A 22,796-nucleotide genomic window follows, 5' to 3' on the forward strand; every position below is an offset into this window, starting at 1 on the left:
GCCGGCGGCGGTCAGTACTGCTTGTAGGGCAGGAACTTGCCCGACAGCACGACGTGCACGCGGTCGCCCTTGGGATCGGGCTCGCGCGTGATGTCCATGCTGAAGTCGATCGCGCTCATGATGCCGTCGCCGAATTCCTCGTGGATCAGCTCCTTGATCGTCGTGCCGTACACGCTCACGATCTCGTACCAGCGGTAGATCAGCGGGTCGGTCGGCACCTGGGTCGGCAGCGAGCCCTTGTAGGGCACGACCTGCAGCCACTTCTGCTCCTCGGCGGTCAGGCCGAAGATCTTGCCCAGGGCCTTGGCCTGCTCGGGCGTGGCGGTCATCTGGCCCAGGCACAGCGCCGTGGTCCATTCCTTGGACTGGCCAACCTTCTTGGCCACGTCCTCCCACTTCAGGCCCTTGGCGACCTTGGTGGAGATGATCTTTTCGGTGACGTCATTGCGGTTCATGCGAGGCTCCTTGCAGGGTGGGTGGGGTCAGTGCGCCTTGGCGCGCGAGACGAGGAAATCGACGATGTGGTTGCGCAGCTCGTAGTAGCCGGGCAGGTGGTGCAGCCCGGCGCGGGTCCGATCGCGCGGCAGCGGGTTGGCCACCACCTCGGTGATGCCGCCGGGCCGGTAGCCCGCGGGCGTGTCGGCGCCGTTGCTCATGAGCAGGATGCGGTCGGCCAGCAGGATGGCCTCGTCCACGTCGTGGGTGATCATGAACACCGTCTGCTGCGTCTGGCGCACGATGGCCATCAGCTCGTCCTGGATCGTGCCGCGCGTCAGCGCATCGAGCGCGCCGAAGGGCTCATCCAGCAGCAGCATCTTGGGCTGGATGGCAAAGGCCCGGGCGATGCCGACGCGCTGCTTCATGCCGCCCGAGAGCTGGCTGGGCTTCTTGTCGATCGCGTGGCTCAGGCCCACCAGGGCCACGTACTTTTCGACGTGTTCGTTCACCTGAGCGGCTTTCCAGTCTGGCCAGCGCGACTCCACGGCGAAGGCGATGTTCTTACGCACCGTGAGCCAGGGCATCAGCGCGTGGCCCTGGAACACCACGCCACGCTCCAGGCTGGGGCCGACCACCTCGCGCCCGTCCATGAAGACGTGGCCCGCGGTGGCCGTGTCCAGCCCGGCCAGCACGTTCAGGATGGTCGTCTTGCCGCAGCCGGAGTGGCCGATGATGCAGACGAACTCGCCCCGCTCCAGGCCGAACGACACGTCCGCGAACACCGGCCGGGCCGGGTGGTAGGCCTTGCTCAGGCCCTCAATCTGCAGGAAAGGGATCATGACTTACTCCACATAGGTTACCGCCTTCTGCAGCAGACCGAACATCTGGTCGAGCAGCATGCCGACCACGCCGATGGTCAGGATGGCGAAGATCACGTTCGGCAGGCTGAGGTTGTTCCACTCGTTCCAGACGAAGTAACCGATGCCCGTGCCGCCGACCAGCATTTCGGCCGCGACAATCACCAGCCAGGCGATGCCCATGCTGATGCGCATGCCGGTCAGGATGGTGGGCGCCGCCGCCGGCAGGATCACGCGGAAGGCCTTGCGCAGCGGCGACACCTCCAGCGTGGCCGCCACGTTGAGCCAGTCGCGCTTGACCGAGGCGACGCCGAAGGCGGTGTTGATCAGCATCGGCCAGACCGAGCAGATGAAGATCACGAACACGCCACTGACGTTGGAGTCCTTGAGCGTGTAGAGCGCCAGCGGCATCCACGCCAACGGGCTGATGGGCTTGAGCACCTGGATGAAGGGGTCGAGTGCCTTGCGCATCAGCGGCGACATGCCGATGACGAAGCCCAGCGGCAGCGCCACCAGCACCGCCAGCCCGAAGCCCATGGCCACGCGCCCCAGCGAGTGCAGCAGCTGCAGGCCGATGCCCTTGTTGTTGGGCCCACGGTCGAAGAACGGGTCGGACAGGTGCCGCCACGAGGCTTCGGCCACCGCCATCGGACTCGGGAAGCCGCCGCTCTTCTGCGCCTGTGTCTCCGGGTCCTTGCCCATCATGCGCAGGTACTCCAGCTCCTCCGCCGACAGGTTGGCGGTGGCGGCGGCCGGGGTGCCGGCACCGCCCCCCGTGGCCAGCTGCCACATGCCCAGCACAGCGACGAGCAGCAGCAGCGACACCAGCGCCGCGCGCAGGTTCGGGTAGGTCGACCGCATGGCTCAGGTCCTCCGGATCGCGAAGCCGCGCAGGTACTCGTCCGGCTTGGCGGGGTCGAACTCCTTGCCCATGATGGTGTGCTTGCGGTAGCCGGGCCCCTCGGTGACCGGCATGCGCAGCTCCTTCATGTGCTTGCGGGCATCGGTCAGCAGGAAGACGCGCTCGGCGATCTGCCGGTAGTTGACGTCGCCCTTGATGTAGCCCCAGCGCTTCATCTGGGTCAGCATCCACACCGCCATGCTCTGCCACGGCATGGGGTCGAAGTCGGCGCGGTCGGGCACGTTGTGCACCTTGCCCAGACCATCGGCAAAGCGCCCGGTCAGCACTTGCTGAAGCACGATCTCGGGCTGGTTCAGGTACTGGGTGGGCGCGATCACCTTGGCGATGAGTTCGCGGTTCTTGGCCTCGCGCGCCATCGCGGCGGCCGTCAGCACCGCGCGGAACAGCGCCGCGAAGGTGTTGGGGTTCTGTTGGATGAACTCCGAGCTGGTGCCGAAGGCGCAGCAGGGGTGTCCGTTCCAGAGCTCCTTGGTCAACAGGTGGATGAAGCCAACCTCCTCGAACACGGCACGCTGGTTGAACGGATCGGGCCCAAGGAAGCCGTCGATGTTGCCCGCGCGCAGGTTGGCGACCATCTCCGGCGGCGGCACCACGCGGATCTGGATGTCCTTGTCCGGATCGAGACCGGCCTCCGCCACGTAATAGCGCAACAGGAAGTTGTGCATCGAGTACTCGAAGGGCACCGCGAACTTGAAGCCCTTCCAGTCCTTCGGGTCGCGCTTGTCCTTGTGCTTGAGCGCCAGCGTGATGGCCTGCCCGTTGGTGTTCTGGATCGTGGCCACGTTCATGGGCGTGGCATTCGAACCCAGCCCCAGGCTGATGGCCAGCGGCATCGGCGACAGGAAGTGAGTCGCGTCGTATTCCTTGTTGAGCATCTTGTCGCGGATCAGGGCCCAGCCGGCGGTCTTGACGATCTCGACGTTGAGACCATGCTTCTGGTAAAAGCCCAGCGGGTGCGCCATGATCAGCGGCGTGGCGCAGGTGATCGGAATGAAGCCGATCTTGAGATCCTTCTTCTCCAGCGCGCCTTTTTCCTGCGCCATCGCCTGCAGGCTGGCGATCGGCACGACGCTGGCGATGGCGGCCATTGCCGTGCCCTTGCCGACGGCACGCAGGAAGCGGCGCCGCACCGCGTCCTGCGGGAACAGGGCCTTGACCAGCGCGGCCTCGATGAACTGGTTGGCGTACTCGACGAAGTCCGGCGATTCGCTGCGCTGGCGCAGGGTGGCGGCAGCGCGTTCACGCGCTTGGGCTTCCTCCCGCTGATGATCGGCCACGGTGTGATCACGGCCGCAGCTGCACTTGAGCATCAGGGGACGGTCGGCGTCGTAGGGATCGAAATACGGGGTCATGGGGACGCTCCTGTGGACGATGGCCCCTTGACCAAGCAAACGCCATGCCACTCATGGCTGGCAAGGTCACCTCCCTGTCCAAGACAGATTCCCGACCGAGCACCGGTCTGCCTCCATATCGGGGGAATCCCTGATTTGGTTCACGCGCCCCCCGGCGGCAAGCACACCTGCACCATCGCTGTGCCAAGCCCGGCCGCCACCGTCGCGGTGGCGACGCCACCGGCTGCTCACAGCCGCGCCAGCAGCCGGTTCGGGTCGAGGCGCACCCGCACTTCGTGCGGTGCCACGCTGCGGCGTACCTCGTAGGACGGCTCCGACGTGTCGCGCAGCGGCGGCTCGCCGCGCGGCAGCCCGTCGCGGCCGGTCAGCGCAAACACCAGCGGCGCGGTGGTGCGCCGGCCACGTCGCGCCACCACGGCCAGCTCGCCGCTGGCCAGCTCGACGTAGCTGCCCGGCACGTACAGCCCCAGCGTCCTGACCAGGGCCGCGCCCAGCGGCGTGGGCATGCCACTGGCATCGAAGCAGACGTCGCGCGCCGCCCGCGGCGCGGGCAGCCCGGGGCGATGCAGGCGTGGGCTCAGTCGCGCCGCGTAGACATCCACCAGGCGCAGCAGCTGCGCCGGCTCGGCGACCTCGGTCACGCCATGCGGGTAGCCGCCGCCGCCGCTGACCTCGTGATGGTCACGCACCAGGGCCAGCCACAGCGCGTCGCTGACGCCCAGGCGTCGCAGCAGCCCCTCCCCACGCTCGGGGTGGGCCAGCACCGCGTGGCGCTGGTCGGGGTTGAGCGGGGCCTCCTGCCGAGCCAGGTCGTCGTGCAGGCGCGCCATGCCGACGTTCATCGACAACGCCGCGCGGCGCAGGCTTTCCAGCGTCGCGTCGGGCCAGCGCAGTGTGCGTGCGGTCAACTCGGCCACCACGGCGATGTCTTCGGCCTCGGCCAGCACCTGCTTCAGGCCCTCGCGCACGATGCGGTGGTCGTCGCCGATCAGCACGCGCAGCGTCCTCGGGTGGTTCATGCGTCTGCCTCCGTGGACGCCGAGGGGCGCAGCGCCGCCGCGGGTACCTCCAGGGTCAGCGTGCAGCCCTGCCCGGGTGCGCTGTGCAGGAACAGTCGGCCGCCCAGGTGCCGGGCGCGCTCGCGCATGCCCAGGATGCCGTAGGCCTGCGGCGACTCGAACACGCGCGGATCGGCCCCGCGGCCGTCGTCGCGGACCTGCAGGTGCAGGCCGGCGTCGCCGAAGCCGATGCGCACCTGCAGGGTGCGCGCCTGGGCATGGCGCCCCACGTTGCTCAGCATCTCCTGAAAGATGCGGAACACCGCCATCGCCGCCGCCTCGGGCGGATCGGCCTCCGTTGCCACGTCCATGCTCCAGTCCAGGGCCAGCTCCGCCGTGGCGGCAAATTCCTGCGCCTGCCACTCCAGCGCGGCCCACAGGCCCTGGTGGTCCAGGATGCTGGGCCGCAGGTCGTTGATCAGCCGCCCCACGTTGTCCACGGCGGACTCGATCAGCCGGCTCATGTTCTGGCACTTGCAGCGCAGCCGCTCGCGCATGCGCTCGGCCTCGTCGGGCTGGCGCGCTCCCTGTTCCGACAGGCGCTTGTCCATCCAGTTGACGTCCATCTTCAGCGCCACCAGCAGGCTGCCCAGTTCGTCGTGGATCTCGCGCGCGATGCGGGTGCGCTCCTCCTCCCGCACGCGTTCGGAGTGGATGGCCAGCTCCCGCAACTGCTGCAGGGCGGTCTGCAACTCGGCGGTGCGTTCGCGCACGCGCGCCTCCAACTGCGCCTTGGCGTCATGCAGCGCAGCCTCGGCCTGCTTGCGCGCCGTGATGTCGACAAAGGTGATGACGGCCCCCCGGATCAGCGTGCCGTCCTGGATCGGGTAGCTGGTGTATTCCACCGGGAAGGCGCTGCCGTCGCGGCGCCAGAACACCTCGGTGTCGATGCGGCAGGGCAGCCCCTGCCGGAATGCGTTGAAGATGGGACAGCGATCGACCGGGTAGGGGTGTCCCGACGCATCGGAATGGTGCGTCAGGTCGTGCATGTTCAGGCCCAGCACCTGCTGCGGCGTGTCAAAACCGAGCAGGCGGGTGCCGGCCTGGTTGATGAAGACGCAGGCGCCGTCCAGATCGATGCCGAAGATGCCCTCGCCGGTCGACTCGAGCAGCAGGCCCAGGCGCTCGTACCACGCGTGCGGCGCAGGCGCGGCAGCGGGCGGCGGCGGGAGGGAGGCGGCAACGGCCATGCCTGCCGGCATGCAAGGGCCGTGCCACCGGCCCGTCAACGCAGCGACGAACCGCGCAACTCGCGCACGTCGAGCTCGCTCACGGGCGGCGCCTGGTTGCCCCAGCGCGCGCGGATATGGGTGATCACAGCAGCCATCTGAGCGTCGTTCAGTTCCAGCACGTAGGGTGGCATGCCGAAGGGCTGCGGGTGGCCCCGCGTGGCGACGCCGAAGCCGCCGTTGAGCACCATCTGCACCAGGTTGGCCGGGTTGCCCAGGGTGACGGCGCGGTTGCCGGCCAGGGGGGGGTAGGCCCAGCCGCCGTCCGCGCCGCGCATGCCTTCGCCCTGTTCGCCGTGGCACTGGGCGCAGTACTGTCGGTACACGGCAGCGCCGTCGGCGCGCAGCAGGGTGGGCTCCGCGCTCGCCGCCGGGGCCGGCTGGCGCGGCAGCGCTTGCAGATGAAGCGCCATGGCGCGCAGGTCCTCGTCGCGCCAGTGCTGGGTGCTGTGCAGCACCACCTCGGCCATGGGGCCATGCACCGCGGCGTCGCGCGCGCGGCCGTCGCGGAACAGGCGCACCACCTCGTCCACCGTCCAGTCCTGCACGCCCGCCTCGGCCGGGTCGTTGAGCGAGGGGGCGTACCAGTTCTGCACCGGGATCAGGCCGCCCGCCAGGCCCAGCATGTCGTTGCTGCCGCCCAGGGTGCCGCGCGTGGCGTGGCAGGCGCTGCAGTGGCCCAGGCCGCGCACCAGGTAGGCGCCGCGCTCGGCGGTGACGCCCACCGGCGCGGTGGCGGTGGAGGCCGCCTCGGCGGGGCGGAAGTAGAGCGCCCGCCACACCTTCAGCGCCGCCTGCGTGCCGTAGGGCCAGCGCAGCGCATGGTCGGGTGGCGCCCCGTCGACAGGCGGCAGGCTCATCAGGTAGGCGAATAGGGCGTCGCTGTCAGCCCGGGTGATGTGCGTGGTGTTGTTGTACGGAAAGGCCGGCGTGAGCCAGCGCCCGTCGCGTGATTGCCCGTGGTGCAGCGCGCGCCAGAAGTCGGCGGCGGTCCAGCCCTGCAGGCCGCCCGCGCCCGGCGTCAGGTTGCTGCTGTAGACCAGACCGAACGGCGTGGGAATGGCGCGGCCCCCGGCGTAGGGCGTACCGCCCCGGGCGGTGTGACAGGTCTGGCAGTTGCCCAGGGTGGCCAGGTAGCGCCCGCGTTCCACCGTCGCGGCATCGGTGGCGGGCGGGTCGGGGCGCGACACCTCGACCGGGCGGGCGGGCCACAGCAGCCAGGCCGCCGCCAGCACCAGCAGGCTGGCCGAAGCGGCCAGCGCGGCCCTGGCCCGGGTGTTCCAGCGGTGCAGGGATCGGCTCATCGCCCCCCTCCTGCCGCCGCGGTGGCCGGCGTGCGCAGCGGGCCGCAGGCCATGGGCAGTGGGCCGCCCGGGGTGTCGGGCCGGGTGTCGGCGGGCAGCGGCTGGCTGGCCAGCCAGCCCGCCACGGCGGCCACGTCCTCCGGGCCCAGCCGCTCGGCGATGGTGTGCATGCAGTCCGGTGCGTGGGCCCGGCGCAGGCCAGTGCGCCAGGCGCCCACTTGCGCCGTCAGATAGTCGCGTGGCAGGCCGAGCAGGCCGGGCACGTGGGGCTGCCGCCCGGTCAGGCGGGCGCCGTGGCACTGGATGCAGGCCGGCACGCCCAGCGCCGCATCGCCCTGGCGGGCCAGCCGTTCGCCGCGGGCGCGCTCCGCCGGCGTCTGGCGCACGGCCGTCGGCGGCGGGTAGGGCAGGTTCAGCCCGGCAAAGTGCTCGGCGATGGTCCAGAGGTAGGCGTCATCGAGCGGATCCACCATCTGCACCATGAGCCGGTAGTGCCGGCGCCCTTCGCGGAAGTTGAGCAACTGGTGGTAGAGGTAGCCGGCCGGCTTGCCGGCGATGCGGGGGTAGTAGCCGTCGGGGGCGGCACGGCCCTCGGCGCCGTGGCAGACCGTGCAGGCCTGAAGGCGCTGCGCCAGCGTGTCCTCGAAGGGGCGGGCGGGAGGCGGAGCGGCGTGGGCGGTGGTCAGGAGGCACAGGCCGGCGGCGGCCAGGCCGCGTCGCCATGCCCGTGCCCAGGCGGTCAGGGTCTCCATGCCCCAATTGTCGCCGCGACCGGGCGACTTCGCCGCGGCTCAGCCCACCGCCTGGTCCAGCGCCTGGTCGATGTCCCAGAGGATGTCCTCGACGTCCTCGATGCCCACCGACAGCCGGATCATGTCCGGGCCGACGCCGGCCGCGGCCAGTTCGGCGGCGCTGAGCTGGCGGTGCGTGGTCGACGCCGGGTGGATGACCAGGGTCTTGGCGTCGCCGATGTTGGCCAGGTGGCTCAGGAACTCGCAGGCGTCGATGAAGTGCTCGCCCGCACGGGCCGGGTCGTCGGCGCGGATGCCGAAGCTGAGGATGCCCGAGCAGCCGGGCGCGCCGTCGATGGCGCGGAACTGCTGGCGGGCCAGCGCGTGGTCGGGCGAGTCGGGCAGGCCGGGGTAGTTGACCCAGGCCACGCGCGGGTGCTCGGCCAGGTGCTGCGCCACCCGCAGCGCATTGCGGCAGTGGGCCTGCATGCGCAGGTGCAGGGTCTCGATGCCCTGCAGCAGCAGCCACGCGTTCAGTGGCGACAGGCAGCCGCCGAAGGTGCGGTTGACTTCCATGCGCGCCTTCATGGTGTAGCCGAAGTCGCCGAAGGTCTCGTAGAACTTCACGCCGTGGTAGGCGGCGCTGGGCTCCAGCATCTCGGGGAACTTCTCGCGCGTGCCGGGCGCCCCCCAGTCGAAGCGGCCCGACTCCACCACGAGCCCGCCCATGGTGGTGCCGTGCCCGCCGAGGTACTTGGTGGCGCTGTGCACCACGATGTCCGCCCCGAACTGGAACGGGTTGCACAGGTAGGGGCTGGCCACGGTGTTGTCGATCACCAGCGGCAGGCCGTGCTCGTGCGCCACGCGGGCTACCGCGGCGATGTCGAGCACGTTCAGGCGTGGGTTGCCGATCGTCTCGCCATAGAGGGCGCGAGTCTGGGGCCGGATCGCGCGGCGGAAGTTCTCCGGGTCAGACGGGTCGACGAAGGTGGTCTCGATACCCAGCCGCCGGAAGCCCACGCCCAACTGGCCCACGGTGCCACCGTACAGCGTGGAGGCGGCGACGATGTGGTCCCCGGCCTTGAGAATGGCCAGCAGCGCCGTCATCTGCGCGGCCATGCCGCTGGCGCAGGCCAGCGCCGCCCGACCGCCTTCCAGCGCGGCGACGCGCTCCTCCAGCACCGCCACGGTGGGGTTGGAGATGCGGCTGTAGACGTTGCCGAAGGTCTGCAGGTTGAACAGGCTGGCGGCGTGCTCCGCGCTGTCGAACACGAAGCTCGTCGTCTGGTGGATGGGGGTGGCGCGCGCGCCGGTCACCGGGTCGGGGATGGCGCCGGCGTGGATGGCGCGGGTGCCGAAGCCGAAGTCGTGGTCTGCCATGGGGTCGTCTCGTCGCGTGCGCCGGGTCGGCGCGTCAGGGGGCCTCAGTAGGGCAGCTGGTGGGGCCGCTTGGCCGAGATCACGCGGGTGTTCACCCCCGCCCAGTTGAGTCCGCCGAACAGGCGGGCGTGCTCGATCTTGACGCAGCGGTCCATCACCACGTCCAGCCCGGCGGCGCGGGCCCGGGCGGCGGCGGCCTCGTTCACCACGCCGAGCTGCAGCCACAGGCAGCGTGCGCCAATGGCGATGGCCTCCTCGGCAATCGGCGGGATGTCGTCGCTGCGGCGGAAGCAGTCCACCATGTCGATGCGCTCGCCGCGCTCGGCCAGGGCCTGTGCAGCGGCCGTCACGCTGGGGTAGCAGCGTTCGCCCAGGATTTCGGTCGCTCCGGGGTTGACAGGCACGATGCGATAGCCGTGCGCCTGCATGTACTTGGCGGCGAAGAAGCTCGGCCGGTGCCACTGCGGCGACAGGCCGACCACGGCCAGGGTGCGGCAGCTCGCAAGGATGCGGCGCAGATCGGCGATGGTGCTCATGGCGCCAGTGTAGGGCAGCGCGGGGCCTTGTGGATGTGCCGGGCGCACGTCCGGGTGTGCAGGAAAACCGCCACAATCATCCACCATCCGCCCACGTGCATCCGTTCCCATGAGCGTCCGTCCCATCCTCAAGATGGGTGACCCGCGCCTGCTGCGTGTCGCCCGGCCCGTCACCGACTTTGGCGCCCCCTTCCTGCCGGCGCTGCTGCAGGATCTGCGCGACACCATGGCCGCCGCCAACGGCGCCGGTCTGGCGGCCCCGCAGATCGGGGAGGACTGGCAGGTGGTGATCTTTGGCACGGGCCGGCCCAACCCGCGCTACCCCGAAGCCCCGCCCGTGCCGCCCACCGTGCTCATCAATCCGGTGATCGAGCCGCTGGGCGATGAACAGGAGACGGACTGGGAGGGCTGCCTCTCGGTGCCGGGCCTGCGCGGCCGGGTGCCGCGGTTCCGGCGCATCCGCTACCGCGGCTTTGACGCACACGGCCGCCCGCTCGAACGCGAGGTCGAGGGCTTCCACGCCCGGGTGGTGCAGCACGAATGCGACCACCTGATCGGGCGGCTGTACCCGACGCGCATGACGGACCTCACGCAACTGGGCTATGTGGACGTGCTGTTTCCGGGGCTGCCCGATACGCCGGATGATTGACCGGATCGGCTGGCGCTGCGGCCGGTGTCAGAACCCAGGCAACACGGCGCCCTTGAACTCGGTGAGGATGAACTGCCGCACCGGCTCCGACTGATAGGCCTTGACGAGCTTGGACACCCACGGCTTGTCCTTGTCCTGCTCGCGCACGGCGATCAGGTTCACGTAGGGGCTCTTGGCGCTCTCCTGGGCGATGGCATCGCGCCCCGGGTGCAGGCCGGCGGGCAGGGCGTAGTTGGTGTTGACCGCAGAGGCGTCCAGATCGTCCAGCGAGCGCGCCAGTTGGGCGGCATCCAGTTCGACAAAGCGCAGCTTCTTGGGATTGCTCACCACATCCAGTGGGGTGGCTTTCAGACCCGCCTCCGGCCGCAGCTTGATCAACCCCTTGTCCTGCAGCACCAGCAGCACCCGCCCGCCGTTGGTCGGGTCGTTCGGGATGCCGAAGCGCGCGCCCTCCTTTAGATCCTCCAGTCGCTTGACCTTCTTGGAGTAAATGCCTATCGGGAAGTTGACCGTGTAGCCCACCGGGACAAACTTGTAGCCGCGGTCCTGGATCTGCTGGTCCAAGTAGGGCTTGTGCTGATAGCTGTTGGCGTCCAGGTCGCCCGCCGCCAGCGCGGCATTGGGCTGCACGTAGTCGCTGAACTCGATGATCTGGATCTTCAGGCCGTCTTTCTCGGCGACCTTCTTGACCTGCTCGAAGATCTGCGCGTGCGGCCCGGCCGTCACGCCGATCTTGAGGGGCTTGTCCTGCGCCAGCGCGGGGCCGCCCACGGACCATGCCACGGCCAGGGCGACGGCGGATTGAAGCAAGTGACGTTTTTGCATGAATGACCTCTTGTCGGAAAAAAGAAGGGTGAAAAATCCAGCTCAGCGGTGGCTCAGGCGCCGCACCAGCCAGTCGCCTGCGCTCTGAACCGCCTGCACGAACACGATCAGCACCAGCACCACGGCAGCCATCACCTCGGGCATGAAGCGCTGGTAGCCGTAGCGGATGCCCAGGTCACCCAGGCCGCCACCGCCGATGGCGCCGGCCATTGCGGAATAGCCCGTCAGGCTCACCAGCGTGATCGTCAGGCCGGCCACAATGCCGGGCACGGCCTCGGGCAGCAGCACCTTGAAGACGATCTGCGTATGGGTGGCCCCCATCGCCTGCGCCGCCTCGATCAGGCCGGCGTCCACCTCGCGCAGCGAGGCCTCCACCAGCCGCGCGATGAAGGGGGCCGCCGCCACGGTCAGGGGCACGACAGCCGCGGCCGTGCCGATCGAGGAACCCGTCAGCAGCCGCGTCAGCGGGATGATCGCCACCAGCAGGATGATGAACGGCGTGGAGCGCACGGCATTGACCAGTGCGCCGACGGTGCGGTTGAAGGCCGCGTTTTCCATCACGCCGCCCCGATCCGTCAGGCGCAGCAGCACGCCCAGCGGAATGCCGAGCACGGCACCGGCCAGGCCCGACAGGCCGACCATCACCAGCGTCTCGCCCAGCGAATCGACAAACAGCTCGATCAGCGCAGGGGGAAAGTGGGTCGAGAGCCACTCAGCCATGGGCCACCTCCTGCACGCGCAGGCCGGCACCCTGCAGGTGGCGCACCGCAGCCTGCAGCGATTCCTGCGCGCCGCGGGCCAGCACCGCCAGGTTGCCGAAGGGCCGCCCCTGCACCTCGTCGATCTGCCCGTGCACGATGTGGAGGTCCAGGCCGAAGCGCCGCACCAGGTCTGCGATCAGGGGCCGGTCTGACGATTCGCCGGCAAAGCTCACGCGCCACAGCCGGGTTCCGGCCCCGTCCGCCCGGATCAGTGCGCGCACGCGCGCCAGCACCGCCGGCGGCAGCTCGCTGGGCATCACCTCGTCCAGCAGGCGCCGTGTCACGTCATGCCCCGGCTGGCTGAACACCGCCAGCGTGTCGCCCTGCTCCACGATCTCGCCTGCTTCCATCACCGCCAGCCGGTGCGCCACCTGCTTGATCACCTGCATCTGGTGTGTGATCAGCACGATGGTCAGGCCCAGCTCGCGGTTGATCTCGCGCAGCAGGCCCAGGATGGCGCGCGTGGTCTCGGGATCCAGCGCCGAGGTGGCCTCGTCCGACAGCAGCACCTTGGGCTGATTGGCGAGCGCCCGGGCGATGCCCACGCGCTGCTTCTGCCCGCCGCTGATCTGCGCCGGGTAGCGCTGCGCCAGCCCCGCCAGTCCGACCAGCTCCAGCAGCGGCATGACGCGGGCGCGGATCGCCTCGCGCGACAGCCCGGCCAGCTCCAGCGGCAGGGCGACGTTGTCGTACACCGTGCGCGACGACAGCAGGTTGAAGTGCTGGAAGATCATGCCGATCTCCCGCCGGGCGGCGCGCAGCGCCGCCGCGTCCAGTTGCGTCAACGCCTGGCCGGCCACGGTGACCGTGCCTTCGGTGGGGCGGTTGAGCAGGTTGATTGTGCGCACCAGCGAGCTCTTGCCCGCGCCGCTGCGGCCGATGATGCCGAACACCTCGCCCGGCTGCACCGTCAGGTTCACGCCGCGCAGGGCATGGACGCGTCCGCCGGCGCTGTCGTACCAATGGTGGATACCCCGCAGTTCGATCATGGTCAGCGCTTCGTGTAGATCTGATCGAACGAGGCGCCGTCGGCGAAGTGCGTGCGCGTGGCTTGGGCCCAGCCGCCAAAGGCCTCGTCGATAGTGAACAGCGGCAGACGCGGGAACTGCTGGGCGTGTTTGGCCAGCGCCTGCTGCGAGCGCGGTCGGTAGAAGTGGCGGCCGATGATGTCCTGGGCTTCGTCGGTGTACAGGAAGCGCAGGTAGGCCTCGGCAACCTTGCGCGTGCCTTTGCGGTCCACGATCTTGTCCACGACCGTGACAGGTGGCTCGGCCAGGATGCTCAGCGACGGAACGACAATGTCGAAGCGGGTGCCGAATTCCTTTTCCAGCAGGTAGGCTTCGTTCTCCCAGGCGATCAGCACATCGCCCTGCTGGCGTTGCGCGAAGGTGATGGTCGAGCCCCGTGCGCCGGTGTCCAGCACCGGGACGTTGCCATACAGTTTGGCAACGAATTCGCGGGCCTTGGCGTCACTGCCGTACTTGCGCTTGGCGTACTCCCAGGCGGCCAGGTAGTTCCAGCGCGCGCCCCCCGATGTCTTGGGGTTGGGCGTGATCACCTTCACGTCGGGCCGGATCAGGTCATCCCAGTCCTTGATGCCCTTGGGGTTGCCCTGGCGCACCACCAGCACGATGGTCGATGTGTACGGCGCTGAGTTGTGCGGCAGGCGCTTTTGCCAGTCCTTGGGGATGAGCTGCCCGTGCTCGTTCAGCGCGTCGATGTCGCCGGCCAGCGCCAGGGTGGCCACGTCTGCCTCCAGCCCGTCGATGATGGAGCGCGCCTGCTTGCCGGAGCCGCCGTGCGACTGCCGGATGGCGACGTCCTGACCCGTCTGTGCCTTCCAACCACGAGCGAAGGCGGCGTTGAGGTCGACGTACAGCTCGCGCGTGGGGTCGTACGAGACGTTGAGCAGGATGATCGGGGGGCGGGGCTGGGCCAGCGCGGGAAGGGTCGCACCGATGCCCGGCAGCAGCGCCAGGATCGGGAGCAGTTGGCGGCGGTGCATGTCGGCAACTCCTTGAAATGTCCTCGGACGGCATGTTGCTGGCTTTTTAAAATAAATGGAACCAATATATTTCTATTTATAAATAACCAATTGATCTTTCGAGGCGGACCATCTTCCCCCACAATGCCGCCGCCATGCCGTCTCCGTCGCCCCGCCCGGTCGATCCCTGTCCCTGCGCACGCCTCGACGCCCGCGGCCGCGCCCGTTCGTACGCCGCGTGTTGCGGTCCCCACCGCGAGCCCGGCGCCGCGGTGCCGGCCCCCGACGCCGAGGCGCTGATGTGTTCGCGCTACACGGCCTTCGTGCGCGGGGATGTGGCGCACCTGCTGGCCACCTGGCACGCGAGCACGCGGCCCGCGGAGCTGACGCTGGAGCCCGCGGTGACGTGGCTCGGGCTGGAGGTCAGACGCCACCGCGCTCTCGACGCCGACCGCGCCGAGGTGGAGTTCGTGGCTCGCTCGCGCGTGGCGGGCCGCGGCCAGCGCCTGCACGAGGTCAGCCGCTTCGTGCGCGAGGGCGGGCGCTGGTTCTACGTGGACGGCGACGTGCGCTGAGGCCCCGCCGCCTGTCGGAACGCCGCCGGCGTCAGCCCGGTCCAGGCCTTGAAGGCGCGGATGAAGCTTTTTTCGTTGTCGAAGCCCACGTGGGCAGCGATGCGCTTGACGGGCCAGCGCGTGCGCAGGAGGTGCTCGGTGGCCAGGTCGCGCCGCACCTGATCCTTCAGGTCCTGCACGCTCGTGCCGGCCTCGTGCAACTGCCGCTGCAGCGTGCGCACCGAGACGTGCAGCGCATCGGCCAGCCGCTTAGCGCTGGCGCCGTCCGGGTGGCTGCGCAGCCAGGTGCGCGCGCGTTCGACCAGCAGGCGGTCGCGGCGGTCCGGGTGCACCATCAGCGCCACAGCCCGCTGCAGCATCGCGCGCAGGGCGGCCTCGTCGCGCCGCAGCGGCTGGTCCAGGTAGGCCGCGTCAAAGGTGACGACCGTCTGCGTGGCGTCAAAGCCCACGTGCGCGCCGGGGAACAGCACCGCGTAGGCGTCGGCATGCCGCGGTGCGGGGTAGGCGAAGGCCGCCTCGCGCAACCCGATGCGTGAGTCGATGAACCAGGCCGCCAGGCCGAGCGCGTTGCGCAGCAGCGAGACGTGGGCGAACTCGCGGGTGGTGGCGCGTTCCGTGGCATCGGCGATGTCCGCGCCCGGCGCGCGCTGTTCGGTCAGACGCAGTGTGGCGGTGTCGCCGGTGCGCTCCAGCGTCAGCGTCACGTCATCGGTCAGCAGGCGGTGGTGGCGGCACCAGCGCGCCAGCGCCAGTCCCAGATCGGGTGCGGTCAGCGAGGCCCGCGCCAGCATGCCGTAGCTGCCCCAGGGCAGCCGGCGCGAGAACCAGCCCAGCGCCTCGTCGTCCAGTTCGCGCATGGCGTGGGCGCTCAGGCGCTCGAAGGGCAGGCTGGTGAGGCGGGCGTCCGGGGCGGCCAGCGCGGCCTCGTCCAGCCCCGCCGCTGCCAGCGCCGCCGCGGCCGACTGTCCGCGGCGGCCATACGCAGCCACGATGGCCTGCGCGAAAGCAGCCGGCGTAGCGGCCACCGGCGCCGGCCGGGATGGTGCGGGGGAAGGGGAGCGAAATCGCGACGCCATTGGCGCATTCTGCAACCATTCGGGCGGGTTTGCCCGCTGGCCGGCGCGCCCGTGCGGCGGGACAATCGCGCCACCATGAGCGCCATTGCCACCCAACTCAACCCCCGTTCGGCCGATTTCCAGGCCAATGCCGCCGCCATGCGCGCGCTGGTCGATGACCTGCACGCCCGCATCGCCCAGGTGGCGCAGGGCGGCGGCGAGGCCGCCCGCGCCAAGCACACCGCGCGCGGCAAGCTGCTGCCGCGCGAGCGGGTCGAAATGCTGCTCGACCTCGGCACGCCGTTTCTGGAAATCGCCCCGCTGGCGGCGCTGGACATGTACCAGAACGACGCCCCGGCAGCCGGGCTGATCGCGGGCATCGGCCGCGTGTCGGGCGTGGAGTGCGTCATCGTCTGCAACGACGCCACCGTCAAGGGCGGCACCTATTACCCGATGACGGTGAAGAAACACCTGCGCGCGCAGGAGATCGCGCAGCAGAACCGGCTGCCGTGCATCTACCTGGTGGACTCGGGCGGCGCCAACCTGCCCAACCAGGACGAGGTGTTCCCGGACCGCGACCACTTCGGCCGCATCTTTTACAACCAGGCCAACATGAGCGCGCAGGGCATCGCGCAGATCGCGGTGGTGATGGGCTCGTGCACGGCGGGCGGGGCCTACGTGCCGGCGATGAGCGACGAGACGATCATCGTCAAGAACCAGGGCACGATCTTCCTGGGCGGCCCGCCGCTGGTGAAGGCCGCCACCGGCGAGGTCGTCAGCGCCGAGGATCTGGGCGGCGGCGACGTGCACACGCGCCTGTCGGGCGTGGCCGACCACCTGGCCGAGAACGACCTGCACGCGCTGGCGCTGGCGCGCGAGGCGGTGGCGCGGCTGAACCGCCGCAAGGACTGGCCGGTGGCGCGCCGCGAGCCGCGCGCGCCGCTGTACCCGGCCGAGGAGCTCTACGGCGTCATCCCGACCGATGCGCGCAAGCCGTTCGACGTGCGCGAGATCATCGCGCGCCTCGTGGACGGCTCGGAGTTCCACGAGTTCAAGGCGCGCTACGGCACGACGCTGGTGTGCGGCTTTGCGCACCTCGAAGGCATGCCGGTGGGCATCGTCGCCAACAACGGCATTTTGTTTGCCGAAAGCGCCGACAAGGGCGCGCACTTCATCGAACTGTGCTGCCAGCGCAAGGTGCCGCTGGTGTTCCTGCAGAACATCACCGGCTTCATGGTCGGCCGCAAGTACGAGAACGCCGGCATCGCGCGTGCGGGCGCCAAGATGGTGACGGCGGTGGCGTGCGCGCAGGTGCCCAAGTTCACCGTCATCATCGGCGGCAGCTTCGGCGCTGGCAACTACGGCATGTGCGGGCGCGCGTACTCGCCGCGCTTCCTGTGGATGTGGCCCAACGCGCGCATCAGCGTCATGGGGGGCGAGCAAGCGGCCAGCGTGCTGGCCACGGTCAAGCGCGACGGCATCGAAGCCAAGGGTGGCACCTGGAGCGCCGAGGAGGAAGAAGCGTTCAAGGTGCCGATCCGCGCGCAGTACGAGCGCCAAGGCCACCCTTACTACGCTACCGCGCGCTTGTGGGATGACGGCGTCATCGACCCGGCCGACACGCGTCGCGTGCTGGCACTGGGCCTGTCGGCGGCGATGAATGCGCCGATTCCCGATACACGCTTTGGCGTGTTCCGCATGTGAGGGGGCAACCATGGCCAACGTGACCATCACCGTCGACGGCCCGCGCGCCACCGTCACCCTGACCCGGCCCGATGTGCGCAATGCCTTCAACGACGACGTGATCGCCGAGTTGACCACGGCGTTTCAAACGTTGGGCGCGCGCGCGGACGTGCGCGCCATCGTGTTGGCGGCCGAGGGCCCAGCGTTTTGCGCCGGGGCGGACCTGAACTGGATGCGCCGCATGGCCGACTACAGCCGGGAGGAGAATCTGGCCGACGCCCGCCGCTTGGCCGCCATGCTGCGCACCATCCACGACTGCCCCAAGCCGACCGTGGCACGGGTGCAGGGCGATGCCTATGCCGGCGGCGTCGGGCTGGTGGCGGTGTGCGACATCGCACTGGCGGTGGAGACGGCGGGTTTTTGCCTGAGTGAGGTCAAGCTGGGGCTGATCCCGGCCACCATTGGCCCTTACGTCGTGCGTGCGATGGGTGTGCGGGCGGCGCAACGCTATTTTTTGACCGCCGAACGCTTCGACGCTGCCGAGGCGCTGCGCATCGGCTTCGTGCACGAGGTGGTGCCGCCCGATGCTCTGGATGCGCGTGTGGACGCCCTCGTGCGCTCGCTGTGCAGCGCGGGGCCGTGCGCGCTGGCGGCGGCCAAGCGGCTCGTGCACGAGGTGGCCGAGGCACCGCTGGATGACGCGCTGGTGGCCCGCACCGTCGAGGCCATCGCCGACATCCGTGCCAGCGCCGAGGGGCGCGAGGGCGTCCAGTCGTTTTTGCACAAGCGCAAGCCCCAGTGGCTGGTGTGACGGAGTGGTTGTTCTCATGTTCCAAAAAATTCTGATCGCCAACCGTGGGGAGATCGCCTGCCGCGTCGCGGCCACGGCGCGCCGCCTGGGCATCCGCACCGTCGCCGTGTACTCCGAAGCGGACGCGCAGGCGCGCCACGTGGCGGCCTGCGACGAGGCGGTGTGCATCGGCGGCGCGGCCCCTGCCGACAGCTACCTGCGTGGCGAGCGCATCATCGCCGCCGCACTCGCCACCGGTGCCCAGGCCATCCACCCGGGCTACGGCTTCCTCAGTGAAAACGACCGCTTCGCGCAGGCGTGCGCCGACGCGGGGCTGGTGTTCATCGGCCCGCCCCCGTCGGCGATCGCCGCCATGGGGCTGAAGGCCGAGTCCAAGCGCTTGATGGAGGCGGCGGGCGTGCCCCTGGTGCCGGGCTACCACGGCAGCGAGCAAGACGCCCGCGTGCTCAAGGCCGAGGCGGACCGCATCGGCTACCCCGTGCTCATCAAGGCCAGCGCCGGCGGCGGCGGCAAAGGCATGCGGCGCGTGGAGGCGCCCGAGGCGTTCGACGAGGCACTGGCCGCCTGCCAGCGCGAGGCGCTCGCCAGCTTCGGCAACGCCGCGGTGCTGATCGAAAAGTACGTGCAGCGCCCACGCCACATTGAGATTCAGGTGTTTGCCGACACGCACGGCAACGCGGTGTACCTGTTCGAGCGCGACTGCTCGGTGCAGCGTCGCCACCAGAAGGTGTTGGAGGAGGCCCCGGCGCCAGGGCTCGCGCCCGCGCTGCGCCAGCAAATGGGGCTAGCGGCAGTGGCCGCGGCGCGCGCGGTGGGCTATGTGGGTGCGGGAACGGTCGAATTCATCGTCGAGCAACCGCTGGGCTACGACCACCCCGAGGCGATGCGCTTTTACTTCATGGAGATGAACACGCGGCTGCAGGTGGAGCACCCGGTGACCGAGGCGATCACAGGGCTGGACCTGGTGGAGTGGCAGCTGCGCGTGGCCGCCGGCGAGCCGTTGCCGCTGACCCAAGAGGCGCTGACCCTGCGTGGGCATGCCATCGAGGCGCGCATCTGCGCCGAAAACCCCGACAACCAGTTTTTGCCCGCGACGGGGCGCCTGGCCGTCTACCGCAAACCGGCGTGCAGCGCCTTCACGGTGGCGGACGTGCGCATCGACGATGGCGTGGCCGAGGGCGACACCATCAGCCCGCACTACGACTCGATGATCGCCAAGCTGATCGTGCGCGGGGAGTCGCGCGCACAGGCGCTGGCGCGGTTGGACGAGGCGCTGGCGCGCCTGCACATCGTGGGCGTGGCCAACAACGTGGCGTTCTTGCGCCGGGTGGTGCGCAGCGCGTCGTTTGCGCAGGCGCATCTGGACACCGCGCTCATCGAGCGCGAGCAAGCGGTGTTGTTTGGCGTGTCGGCCCTGTCGCGCGAAGCGGCGGTCGCCATTGCAGCCGCCCACACGCTGCAGGCTTGGCAAGCGCAGGCCGATGCTGATCCGTGGAGCGCGGGCGATGGCTTTGCCAGCCACGGCGTGCGCACGCGCACCCTGACGTTCCGCTGGGGCGACGAGTCGCTGGACGTGCGACTGTCGTGGCCGCGCGGGGTTGGGTGCGTGCTTCGCATCGGGGACGGTGAAGCCGCCCTGGAAGGCCCGCTGCGCTGGCAGCCCAACCCCGGTGGCGACTGGGCGCTGGGCGTGCAGTGGGCTGGGCACGCGTGGCGCGCCACCGTGTACGCCGATGGCGAACGTGTGCACGTGTTCACGCCCGACGGTGCGGTGGCGCTGGTGGCGGTCGATCGGTTGGCGCACGCGGGTGACGCGGCCAGCGAAGGCGGGCGGCTGACCGCACCCATGCCAGGTAAGGTGGTGCGCTTTGCGGTGCAGCCGGGCGAGGCGGTCAAGCGGGGCCAGCCACTGGCGGTGCTGGAAGCCATGAAAATGGAGCACACCATTGCCGCCCCTGCTGACGGCGTGGTCGAGGCGTTGCTGTACGCTCCGGGTGACCAAGTGGCCGAGGGAGCCGACTTGTTGCGGATGCGCACACCATGAGCACGACCAACTACCCCAGCCGCGTGCGTCTGATCGACGTCGGCCCGCGCGACGGCCTGCAAAACGAAGCCCAACCCGTGCCCACCGAGGTCAAAGTCGAGCTCGTGCACCGCCTGCAGGCCGCGGGGCTGCGCGAGATCGAAGTCACCAGCTACGTTAGCCCGAAGTGGGTGCCGCAGATGGCGGACAACCACGCCGTCATGCAAGGCATCCAGCGCCAGCCCGGGGTGCGCTACTCGGTGCTCACGCCCAACCTCAAAGGGTTGGAAGCGGCGCTACGGGATCGGCCCGATGAGATTGTGGTGTTTGGTGCTGCCAGCGAGGCGTTCAGCCGCCGCAACATCAACTGCAGCATTGCCGAGAGCATCGAGCGTTTTGCCCCTGTGGTCGAGGCCGCGCGCAATGCCGGCATTGCCGTGCGCGGGGCCATGAGCTGCACCGTGGGCTGCCCCTACGAGGGCGACATCCCCCCGCAGCGGGTGGGCGAGTTGGCCGCGCGGATGAAGGCCATCGGCGTGCAACGGGTGGACGTGGCCGACACCATTGGGGTGGGCACGCCGTTGAAGGTGCAACGCGCGATCGAGGCGGCGCTGGCGCACTACGACATCGACCACATCAGCGGCCACTTCCACGACACCTATGGACAGGCGTTGGCCAACACGCTGGCAGCGCTGCAAATGGGGGTGTGGAATTTTCAGACATCGGTGGCGGGGCTGGGCGGCTGCCCGTACGCGCCTGGTGCGACTGGCAACGTCGCCACCGAGGACGTGGTGTACCTGCTGCACGGGCTGGGCATCGAGACTGGCATCGATCTGGGCGCGCTGGCCGAGACCGGGGCCTGGATCAGCGAGCGCTTGGGCCGTCCCACGGCGTCGCGCGCGGGGCGGGCGCTGCGGGCGCGGGGGTGCTCATGAGCGCATCGACCCCGCCTCGGCCGCGCCTGTCGTTGGCCGACGCCCTGCGCCGCCAGCCCCCGGGGGCGCCGGTGCCGTCGCCTTGTATTGGGGTCTGCCGCATCGACGAGGCCACCGGTTGGTGTGCCGGCTGCTGGCGCACGCTCGACGAGATCGCTGGCTGGGGTACGAGCGACGATGTCACTCGCCGGCGCATCTGGCAGGCCATCGAGGCGCGGCAGGCCACCGGCGTCGGCTAAGATGTCATGACCGTCACTTCGCAGGAGGCATGATCCATGTTCAAGAAAATCCTCGTTCCCGTCGATGGCTCGGCCCTGTCGCACGCCGCGGGCACGCTGGCGGCCGATTTGGCCAAGCAGCACGGCGCCGAGATCGTGGGCGTGTATGTGATCGACCCGTTCCCCTACATCGGTATCGGTGACGCATCGGCCATTGGGCTGCAGGCGTATCTGGCCGAGGCGCAGGCCGCCGCCACGCGGGCGCTGGACGACCTCAAGCAAGTCTGTGCCGAGCGCGGCGTGCCGTTTGCCGGCGACACCATCGAGCGCAACGTCACCTACGAAGGGATACTGGAAACCGCAGAGGCCGAGGGCTGCGACCTGATCGTCATGGGCTCGCACGGCCGCAAGGGCGTGCAGGCGCTCATTCTGGGCAGCGTAGCCCAGAAAGTGCTCACGTACGCCAAGGTGCCGGTGCTGATCGTCAAACCGAGCGCCACTTGATCGAGCAGCCGATGCTGGCCACCTGATCGCGCGGCCCCTGGCCGGTCTGTGCGATCAGGCGCATTGCATCCAACAGATCGCACGGCGTGCCGGGCGGCGCGGCCTCCTTGCGCGACGCGTCGAAGCGACCCCGGTATTGCAGCTCGTCCTGGGCGTTGAAGCCAAAGAAGTCCGGCGTGCAGACTGCGCCCCAAGCGCGCGCCACCTCCTGCGTCTCGTCGTACAGGTAGGGGAACGGAAAGCCCCGCTCCTGCGCAACGCGCTGCATGTGTTCGAACGAATCCTCGGGGTAAGCCGCGGGGTCGTTGGACGAGATCGCAGCCACCCCGATGCCCATGTCGAGCAGCGTGCGCGTCACGGGCACCAGCCGCGGCAGAATCGCCTGTACGTATGGGCAGTGGTTGCAGATGAACATCACCAGCGTCCCTTTGGGGCCGCGGATGTCCTCGTAACGGTAGCGGCGTCCGTCGGTGGCGGGCAGGTCGAAGCCAGGGGCTTTCCAGCCAAAGTCGCAAACGGGTGGGATGGCAGCCATCGGTGTTGCTCCTTGTGTCGTTTCGGTGGTAACGATGGTAATCTAAGGAACCGCTAAACGAACCCCGCCTGCTCGTCTCGAGCGCAGCCGCGCCGGCGGGTTGCACAGAGGTGGGGCCGCAGGCGGCGGCGGGGATGTGGTCATGAGGGGTAGAAAGCGGTCGATTTCTGCCTCTTCTGAGCGCCCTCGGCCCTGATTATGTGTGCAGTGGCATCGGGGGCGTGTCCTCGCGCGTCAGGTCGATGCTGACAAAGCGGCGGATGGCCTGCCTGTCGTACACCGCGTCCTCGATTCCCTGATTCACAGCCCAAAGCCCTACGGCTTCGATCTCGGCCAGAAAGCGCTCGCGCGGGGTGGGCGTCTTCTTGGAGAAGTACTCGAGTTCAGCAAAGCTCGTCGGGGTTAGCACAGGGCGGGTTTGTTGGCTGGGT

General features: G+C 69.6%; 24 protein-coding genes and 1 pseudogene. 8 read left to right on the top strand and 17 right to left on the bottom strand.

Annotation, left to right across the window (positions count from 1 at the left end; translation table 11 throughout):
* Positions 1-11 precede the first annotated feature (11 nt).
* The 10 genes from cynS to ACPP3B_RS08045 form a co-directional block, all read right to left on the bottom strand.
* On the bottom strand, positions 12-455 hold the full coding sequence (cynS, locus tag ACPP3B_RS08000) for a cyanase (RefSeq protein WP_068606946.1): 444 nt from the start codon (positions 453-455) through the stop codon (positions 12-14).
* 27 nt (positions 456-482) lie between these two features.
* On the bottom strand, positions 483-1,277 hold the full coding sequence (locus tag ACPP3B_RS08005; RefSeq protein WP_424858662.1) for an ABC transporter ATP-binding protein: 795 nt from the start codon (positions 1,275-1,277) through the stop codon (positions 483-485).
* Between the two features lie 3 nt (positions 1,278-1,280).
* Positions 1,281-2,156, bottom strand: coding sequence for a nitrate ABC transporter permease (gene ntrB, locus ACPP3B_RS08010; RefSeq protein WP_068606942.1), 876 nt, complete (start codon positions 2,154-2,156; stop codon positions 1,281-1,283).
* Between the two features lie 3 nt (positions 2,157-2,159).
* On the bottom strand, positions 2,160-3,569 hold the full coding sequence (locus ACPP3B_RS08015) for a CmpA/NrtA family ABC transporter substrate-binding protein (RefSeq protein ID WP_424858663.1): 1,410 nt from the start codon (positions 3,567-3,569) through the stop codon (positions 2,160-2,162).
* Between the two features lie 227 nt (positions 3,570-3,796).
* Positions 3,797-4,588, bottom strand: a complete 792-nt coding sequence (locus tag ACPP3B_RS08020; protein WP_424858664.1) for an HD domain-containing phosphohydrolase — start codon at positions 4,586-4,588, stop codon at positions 3,797-3,799.
* Positions 4,585-5,817 carry a PAS domain S-box protein gene (locus ACPP3B_RS08025; RefSeq protein WP_424858665.1) on the bottom strand — a complete coding sequence of 411 codons (1,233 nt, stop codon included), beginning with the start codon at positions 5,815-5,817 and terminating at the stop codon, positions 4,585-4,587. The genes ACPP3B_RS08020 and ACPP3B_RS08025 overlap by 4 nt, the downstream gene beginning before the upstream one ends.
* Positions 5,818-5,852: 35 nt before the next feature.
* The gene (locus ACPP3B_RS08030; protein ID WP_424858666.1) at positions 5,853-7,160 is read right to left on the bottom strand and encodes a c-type cytochrome; all 1,308 of its coding nucleotides are present in this window, start codon (positions 7,158-7,160) and stop codon (positions 5,853-5,855) included.
* The gene (locus tag ACPP3B_RS08035; RefSeq protein ID WP_424858667.1) at positions 7,157-7,912 is read right to left on the bottom strand and encodes a c-type cytochrome; all 756 of its coding nucleotides are present in this window, start codon (positions 7,910-7,912) and stop codon (positions 7,157-7,159) included. Before ACPP3B_RS08035 ends, ACPP3B_RS08030 begins: the two co-directional genes overlap by 4 nt.
* 39 nt (positions 7,913-7,951) lie before the next feature.
* On the bottom strand, positions 7,952-9,271 hold the full coding sequence (locus ACPP3B_RS08040; protein WP_068606930.1) for an O-acetylhomoserine aminocarboxypropyltransferase/cysteine synthase family protein: 1,320 nt from the start codon (positions 9,269-9,271) through the stop codon (positions 7,952-7,954).
* 44 nt (positions 9,272-9,315) lie between these two features.
* Positions 9,316-9,807, bottom strand: coding sequence for a CoA-binding protein (locus ACPP3B_RS08045; protein WP_068606928.1), 492 nt, complete (start codon positions 9,805-9,807; stop codon positions 9,316-9,318).
* A gap of 109 nt (positions 9,808-9,916) precedes the next feature.
* Between ACPP3B_RS08045 and ACPP3B_RS08050 the strand changes: the two genes are divergently transcribed.
* On the top strand, positions 9,917-10,456 hold the full coding sequence (locus tag ACPP3B_RS08050; protein WP_333709159.1) for a peptide deformylase: 540 nt from the start codon (positions 9,917-9,919) through the stop codon (positions 10,454-10,456).
* A 27-nt stretch (positions 10,457-10,483) separates the two neighbouring features.
* Here the strand turns inward: ACPP3B_RS08050 and ACPP3B_RS08055 are convergent, their stop codons facing one another.
* Genes ACPP3B_RS08055 through ACPP3B_RS08070 form a run of 4 tightly spaced genes read right to left on the bottom strand, consistent with a single transcriptional unit; the run spans position 10,484 to position 14,047 of the window.
* Positions 10,484-11,281: a MetQ/NlpA family ABC transporter substrate-binding protein gene (locus tag ACPP3B_RS08055; RefSeq protein WP_068606925.1), complete on the bottom strand. Its 798-nt coding sequence runs from the start codon at positions 11,279-11,281 to the stop codon at positions 10,484-10,486.
* 42 nt (positions 11,282-11,323) lie between these two features.
* Positions 11,324-12,001: a methionine ABC transporter permease gene (locus tag ACPP3B_RS08060; RefSeq protein WP_068606923.1), complete on the bottom strand. Its 678-nt coding sequence runs from the start codon at positions 11,999-12,001 to the stop codon at positions 11,324-11,326.
* Positions 11,994-13,031, bottom strand: a complete 1,038-nt coding sequence (locus ACPP3B_RS08065) for a methionine ABC transporter ATP-binding protein (protein ID WP_068606921.1) — start codon at positions 13,029-13,031, stop codon at positions 11,994-11,996. Before ACPP3B_RS08065 ends, ACPP3B_RS08060 begins: the two co-directional genes overlap by 8 nt.
* A 2-nt stretch (positions 13,032-13,033) precedes the next feature.
* Complete coding sequence (locus ACPP3B_RS08070; RefSeq protein ID WP_424858668.1) at positions 13,034-14,047, bottom strand: sulfate ABC transporter substrate-binding protein; 1,014 nt, start codon at positions 14,045-14,047, stop codon at positions 13,034-13,036.
* Between the two features lie 134 nt (positions 14,048-14,181).
* On the opposite strand from ACPP3B_RS08070, the gene ACPP3B_RS08075 reads away from it, so the two are divergent.
* Positions 14,182-14,601, top strand: coding sequence for a YchJ family protein (locus ACPP3B_RS08075; RefSeq protein ID WP_424858669.1), 420 nt, complete (start codon positions 14,182-14,184; stop codon positions 14,599-14,601).
* Here ACPP3B_RS08075 and ACPP3B_RS08080 read toward each other — a convergent pair.
* Complete coding sequence (locus ACPP3B_RS08080; protein ID WP_424858670.1) at positions 14,577-15,677, bottom strand: AraC family transcriptional regulator; 1,101 nt, start codon at positions 15,675-15,677, stop codon at positions 14,577-14,579. The genes ACPP3B_RS08075 and ACPP3B_RS08080 overlap by 25 nt on opposite strands.
* Positions 15,678-15,752: 75 nt before the next feature.
* Between ACPP3B_RS08080 and ACPP3B_RS08085 the strand changes: the two genes are divergently transcribed.
* The 6 genes from ACPP3B_RS08085 to ACPP3B_RS08110 are packed head-to-tail and all read left to right on the top strand — an operon-like array spanning position 15,753 to position 21,830.
* Positions 15,753-17,360, top strand: a complete 1,608-nt coding sequence (locus ACPP3B_RS08085; RefSeq protein ID WP_424858671.1) for a carboxyl transferase domain-containing protein — start codon at positions 15,753-15,755, stop codon at positions 17,358-17,360.
* A gap of 10 nt (positions 17,361-17,370) precedes the next feature.
* On the top strand, positions 17,371-18,150 hold the full coding sequence (locus ACPP3B_RS08090) for an enoyl-CoA hydratase/isomerase family protein (RefSeq protein ID WP_424858672.1): 780 nt from the start codon (positions 17,371-17,373) through the stop codon (positions 18,148-18,150).
* 16 nt (positions 18,151-18,166) lie between these two features.
* The gene (locus tag ACPP3B_RS08095) at positions 18,167-20,194 is read left to right on the top strand and encodes an acetyl/propionyl/methylcrotonyl-CoA carboxylase subunit alpha (protein ID WP_424858673.1); all 2,028 of its coding nucleotides are present in this window, start codon (positions 18,167-18,169) and stop codon (positions 20,192-20,194) included.
* Complete coding sequence (locus ACPP3B_RS08100; RefSeq protein ID WP_299019355.1) at positions 20,191-21,108, top strand: hydroxymethylglutaryl-CoA lyase; 918 nt, start codon at positions 20,191-20,193, stop codon at positions 21,106-21,108. Before ACPP3B_RS08095 ends, ACPP3B_RS08100 begins: the two co-directional genes overlap by 4 nt.
* Positions 21,105-21,347 carry a DUF1289 domain-containing protein gene (locus ACPP3B_RS08105; RefSeq protein WP_299019357.1) on the top strand — a complete coding sequence of 81 codons (243 nt, stop codon included), beginning with the start codon at positions 21,105-21,107 and terminating at the stop codon, positions 21,345-21,347. Before ACPP3B_RS08100 ends, ACPP3B_RS08105 begins: the two co-directional genes overlap by 4 nt.
* 36 nt (positions 21,348-21,383) lie before the next feature.
* Positions 21,384-21,830: a universal stress protein gene (locus tag ACPP3B_RS08110; RefSeq protein ID WP_299019359.1), complete on the top strand. Its 447-nt coding sequence runs from the start codon at positions 21,384-21,386 to the stop codon at positions 21,828-21,830.
* Here ACPP3B_RS08110 and ACPP3B_RS08115 read toward each other — a convergent pair.
* Both ACPP3B_RS08115 and ACPP3B_RS08120 read right to left on the bottom strand, forming a co-directional pair.
* Positions 21,811-22,365, bottom strand: a complete 555-nt coding sequence (locus tag ACPP3B_RS08115; protein WP_299019366.1) for a thioredoxin family protein — start codon at positions 22,363-22,365, stop codon at positions 21,811-21,813. The two genes, ACPP3B_RS08110 and ACPP3B_RS08115, sit on opposite strands and share 20 nt — an antisense overlap.
* 217 nt (positions 22,366-22,582) lie before the next feature.
* A pseudogene (locus ACPP3B_RS08120) lies at positions 22,583-22,774 on the bottom strand (IS5/IS1182 family transposase); the annotation flags it as partial.
* Positions 22,775-22,796 lie beyond the last annotated feature (22 nt).

Origin of the sequence: Tepidimonas sp. HKU77 (assembly GCF_049728535.1) — a bacterium.
Classification (GTDB): domain Bacteria; phylum Pseudomonadota; class Gammaproteobacteria; order Burkholderiales; family Burkholderiaceae_C; genus Tepidimonas.

Excerpts from the sequence above, each read along its gene's own strand:
- ACPP3B_RS08110 (WP_299019359.1), top strand. The coding sequence starts at position 21,384 with ATGTTCAAGAAAATCCTCGTTCCCGTCGATGGCTCGGCCCTGTCGCAC.
- ACPP3B_RS08085 (WP_424858671.1), top strand. The coding sequence starts at position 15,753 with ATGAGCGCCATTGCCACCCAACTCAACCCCCGTTCGGCCGATTTCCAG.
- ACPP3B_RS08060 (WP_068606923.1), bottom strand. The coding sequence starts at position 12,001 with ATGGCTGAGTGGCTCTCGACCCACTTTCCCCCTGCGCTGATCGAGCTG.
- ACPP3B_RS08015 (WP_424858663.1), bottom strand. The coding sequence starts at position 3,569 with ATGACCCCGTATTTCGATCCCTACGACGCCGACCGTCCCCTGATGCTC.
- ACPP3B_RS08050 (WP_333709159.1), top strand. The coding sequence starts at position 9,917 with ATGAGCGTCCGTCCCATCCTCAAGATGGGTGACCCGCGCCTGCTGCGT.
- ACPP3B_RS08040 (WP_068606930.1), bottom strand. The coding sequence starts at position 9,271 with ATGGCAGACCACGACTTCGGCTTCGGCACCCGCGCCATCCACGCCGGC.
- ACPP3B_RS08100 (WP_299019355.1), top strand. The coding sequence starts at position 20,191 with ATGAGCACGACCAACTACCCCAGCCGCGTGCGTCTGATCGACGTCGGC.
- ACPP3B_RS08025 (WP_424858665.1), bottom strand. The coding sequence starts at position 5,817 with ATGGCCGTTGCCGCCTCCCTCCCGCCGCCGCCCGCTGCCGCGCCTGCG.
- ACPP3B_RS08095 (WP_424858673.1), top strand. The coding sequence starts at position 18,167 with ATGTTCCAAAAAATTCTGATCGCCAACCGTGGGGAGATCGCCTGCCGC.
- ACPP3B_RS08070 (WP_424858668.1), bottom strand. The coding sequence starts at position 14,047 with ATGCACCGCCGCCAACTGCTCCCGATCCTGGCGCTGCTGCCGGGCATC.
- ACPP3B_RS08030 (WP_424858666.1), bottom strand. The coding sequence starts at position 7,160 with ATGAGCCGATCCCTGCACCGCTGGAACACCCGGGCCAGGGCCGCGCTG.
- ACPP3B_RS08090 (WP_424858672.1), top strand. The coding sequence starts at position 17,371 with ATGGCCAACGTGACCATCACCGTCGACGGCCCGCGCGCCACCGTCACC.
- ACPP3B_RS08035 (WP_424858667.1), bottom strand. The coding sequence starts at position 7,912 with ATGGAGACCCTGACCGCCTGGGCACGGGCATGGCGACGCGGCCTGGCC.
- ACPP3B_RS08005 (WP_424858662.1), bottom strand. The coding sequence starts at position 1,277 with ATGATCCCTTTCCTGCAGATTGAGGGCCTGAGCAAGGCCTACCACCCG.
- ACPP3B_RS08055 (WP_068606925.1), bottom strand. The coding sequence starts at position 11,281 with ATGCAAAAACGTCACTTGCTTCAATCCGCCGTCGCCCTGGCCGTGGCA.
- ACPP3B_RS08045 (WP_068606928.1), bottom strand. The coding sequence starts at position 9,807 with ATGAGCACCATCGCCGATCTGCGCCGCATCCTTGCGAGCTGCCGCACC.
- ACPP3B_RS08065 (WP_068606921.1), bottom strand. The coding sequence starts at position 13,031 with ATGATCGAACTGCGGGGTATCCACCATTGGTACGACAGCGCCGGCGGA.
- ntrB (WP_068606942.1), bottom strand. The coding sequence starts at position 2,156 with ATGCGGTCGACCTACCCGAACCTGCGCGCGGCGCTGGTGTCGCTGCTG.
- cynS (WP_068606946.1), bottom strand. The coding sequence starts at position 455 with ATGAACCGCAATGACGTCACCGAAAAGATCATCTCCACCAAGGTCGCC.
- ACPP3B_RS08115 (WP_299019366.1), bottom strand. The coding sequence starts at position 22,365 with ATGGCTGCCATCCCACCCGTTTGCGACTTTGGCTGGAAAGCCCCTGGC.
- ACPP3B_RS08075 (WP_424858669.1), top strand. The coding sequence starts at position 14,182 with ATGCCGTCTCCGTCGCCCCGCCCGGTCGATCCCTGTCCCTGCGCACGC.
- ACPP3B_RS08020 (WP_424858664.1), bottom strand. The coding sequence starts at position 4,588 with ATGAACCACCCGAGGACGCTGCGCGTGCTGATCGGCGACGACCACCGC.
- ACPP3B_RS08105 (WP_299019357.1), top strand. The coding sequence starts at position 21,105 with ATGAGCGCATCGACCCCGCCTCGGCCGCGCCTGTCGTTGGCCGACGCC.
- ACPP3B_RS08080 (WP_424858670.1), bottom strand. The coding sequence starts at position 15,677 with ATGGCGTCGCGATTTCGCTCCCCTTCCCCCGCACCATCCCGGCCGGCG.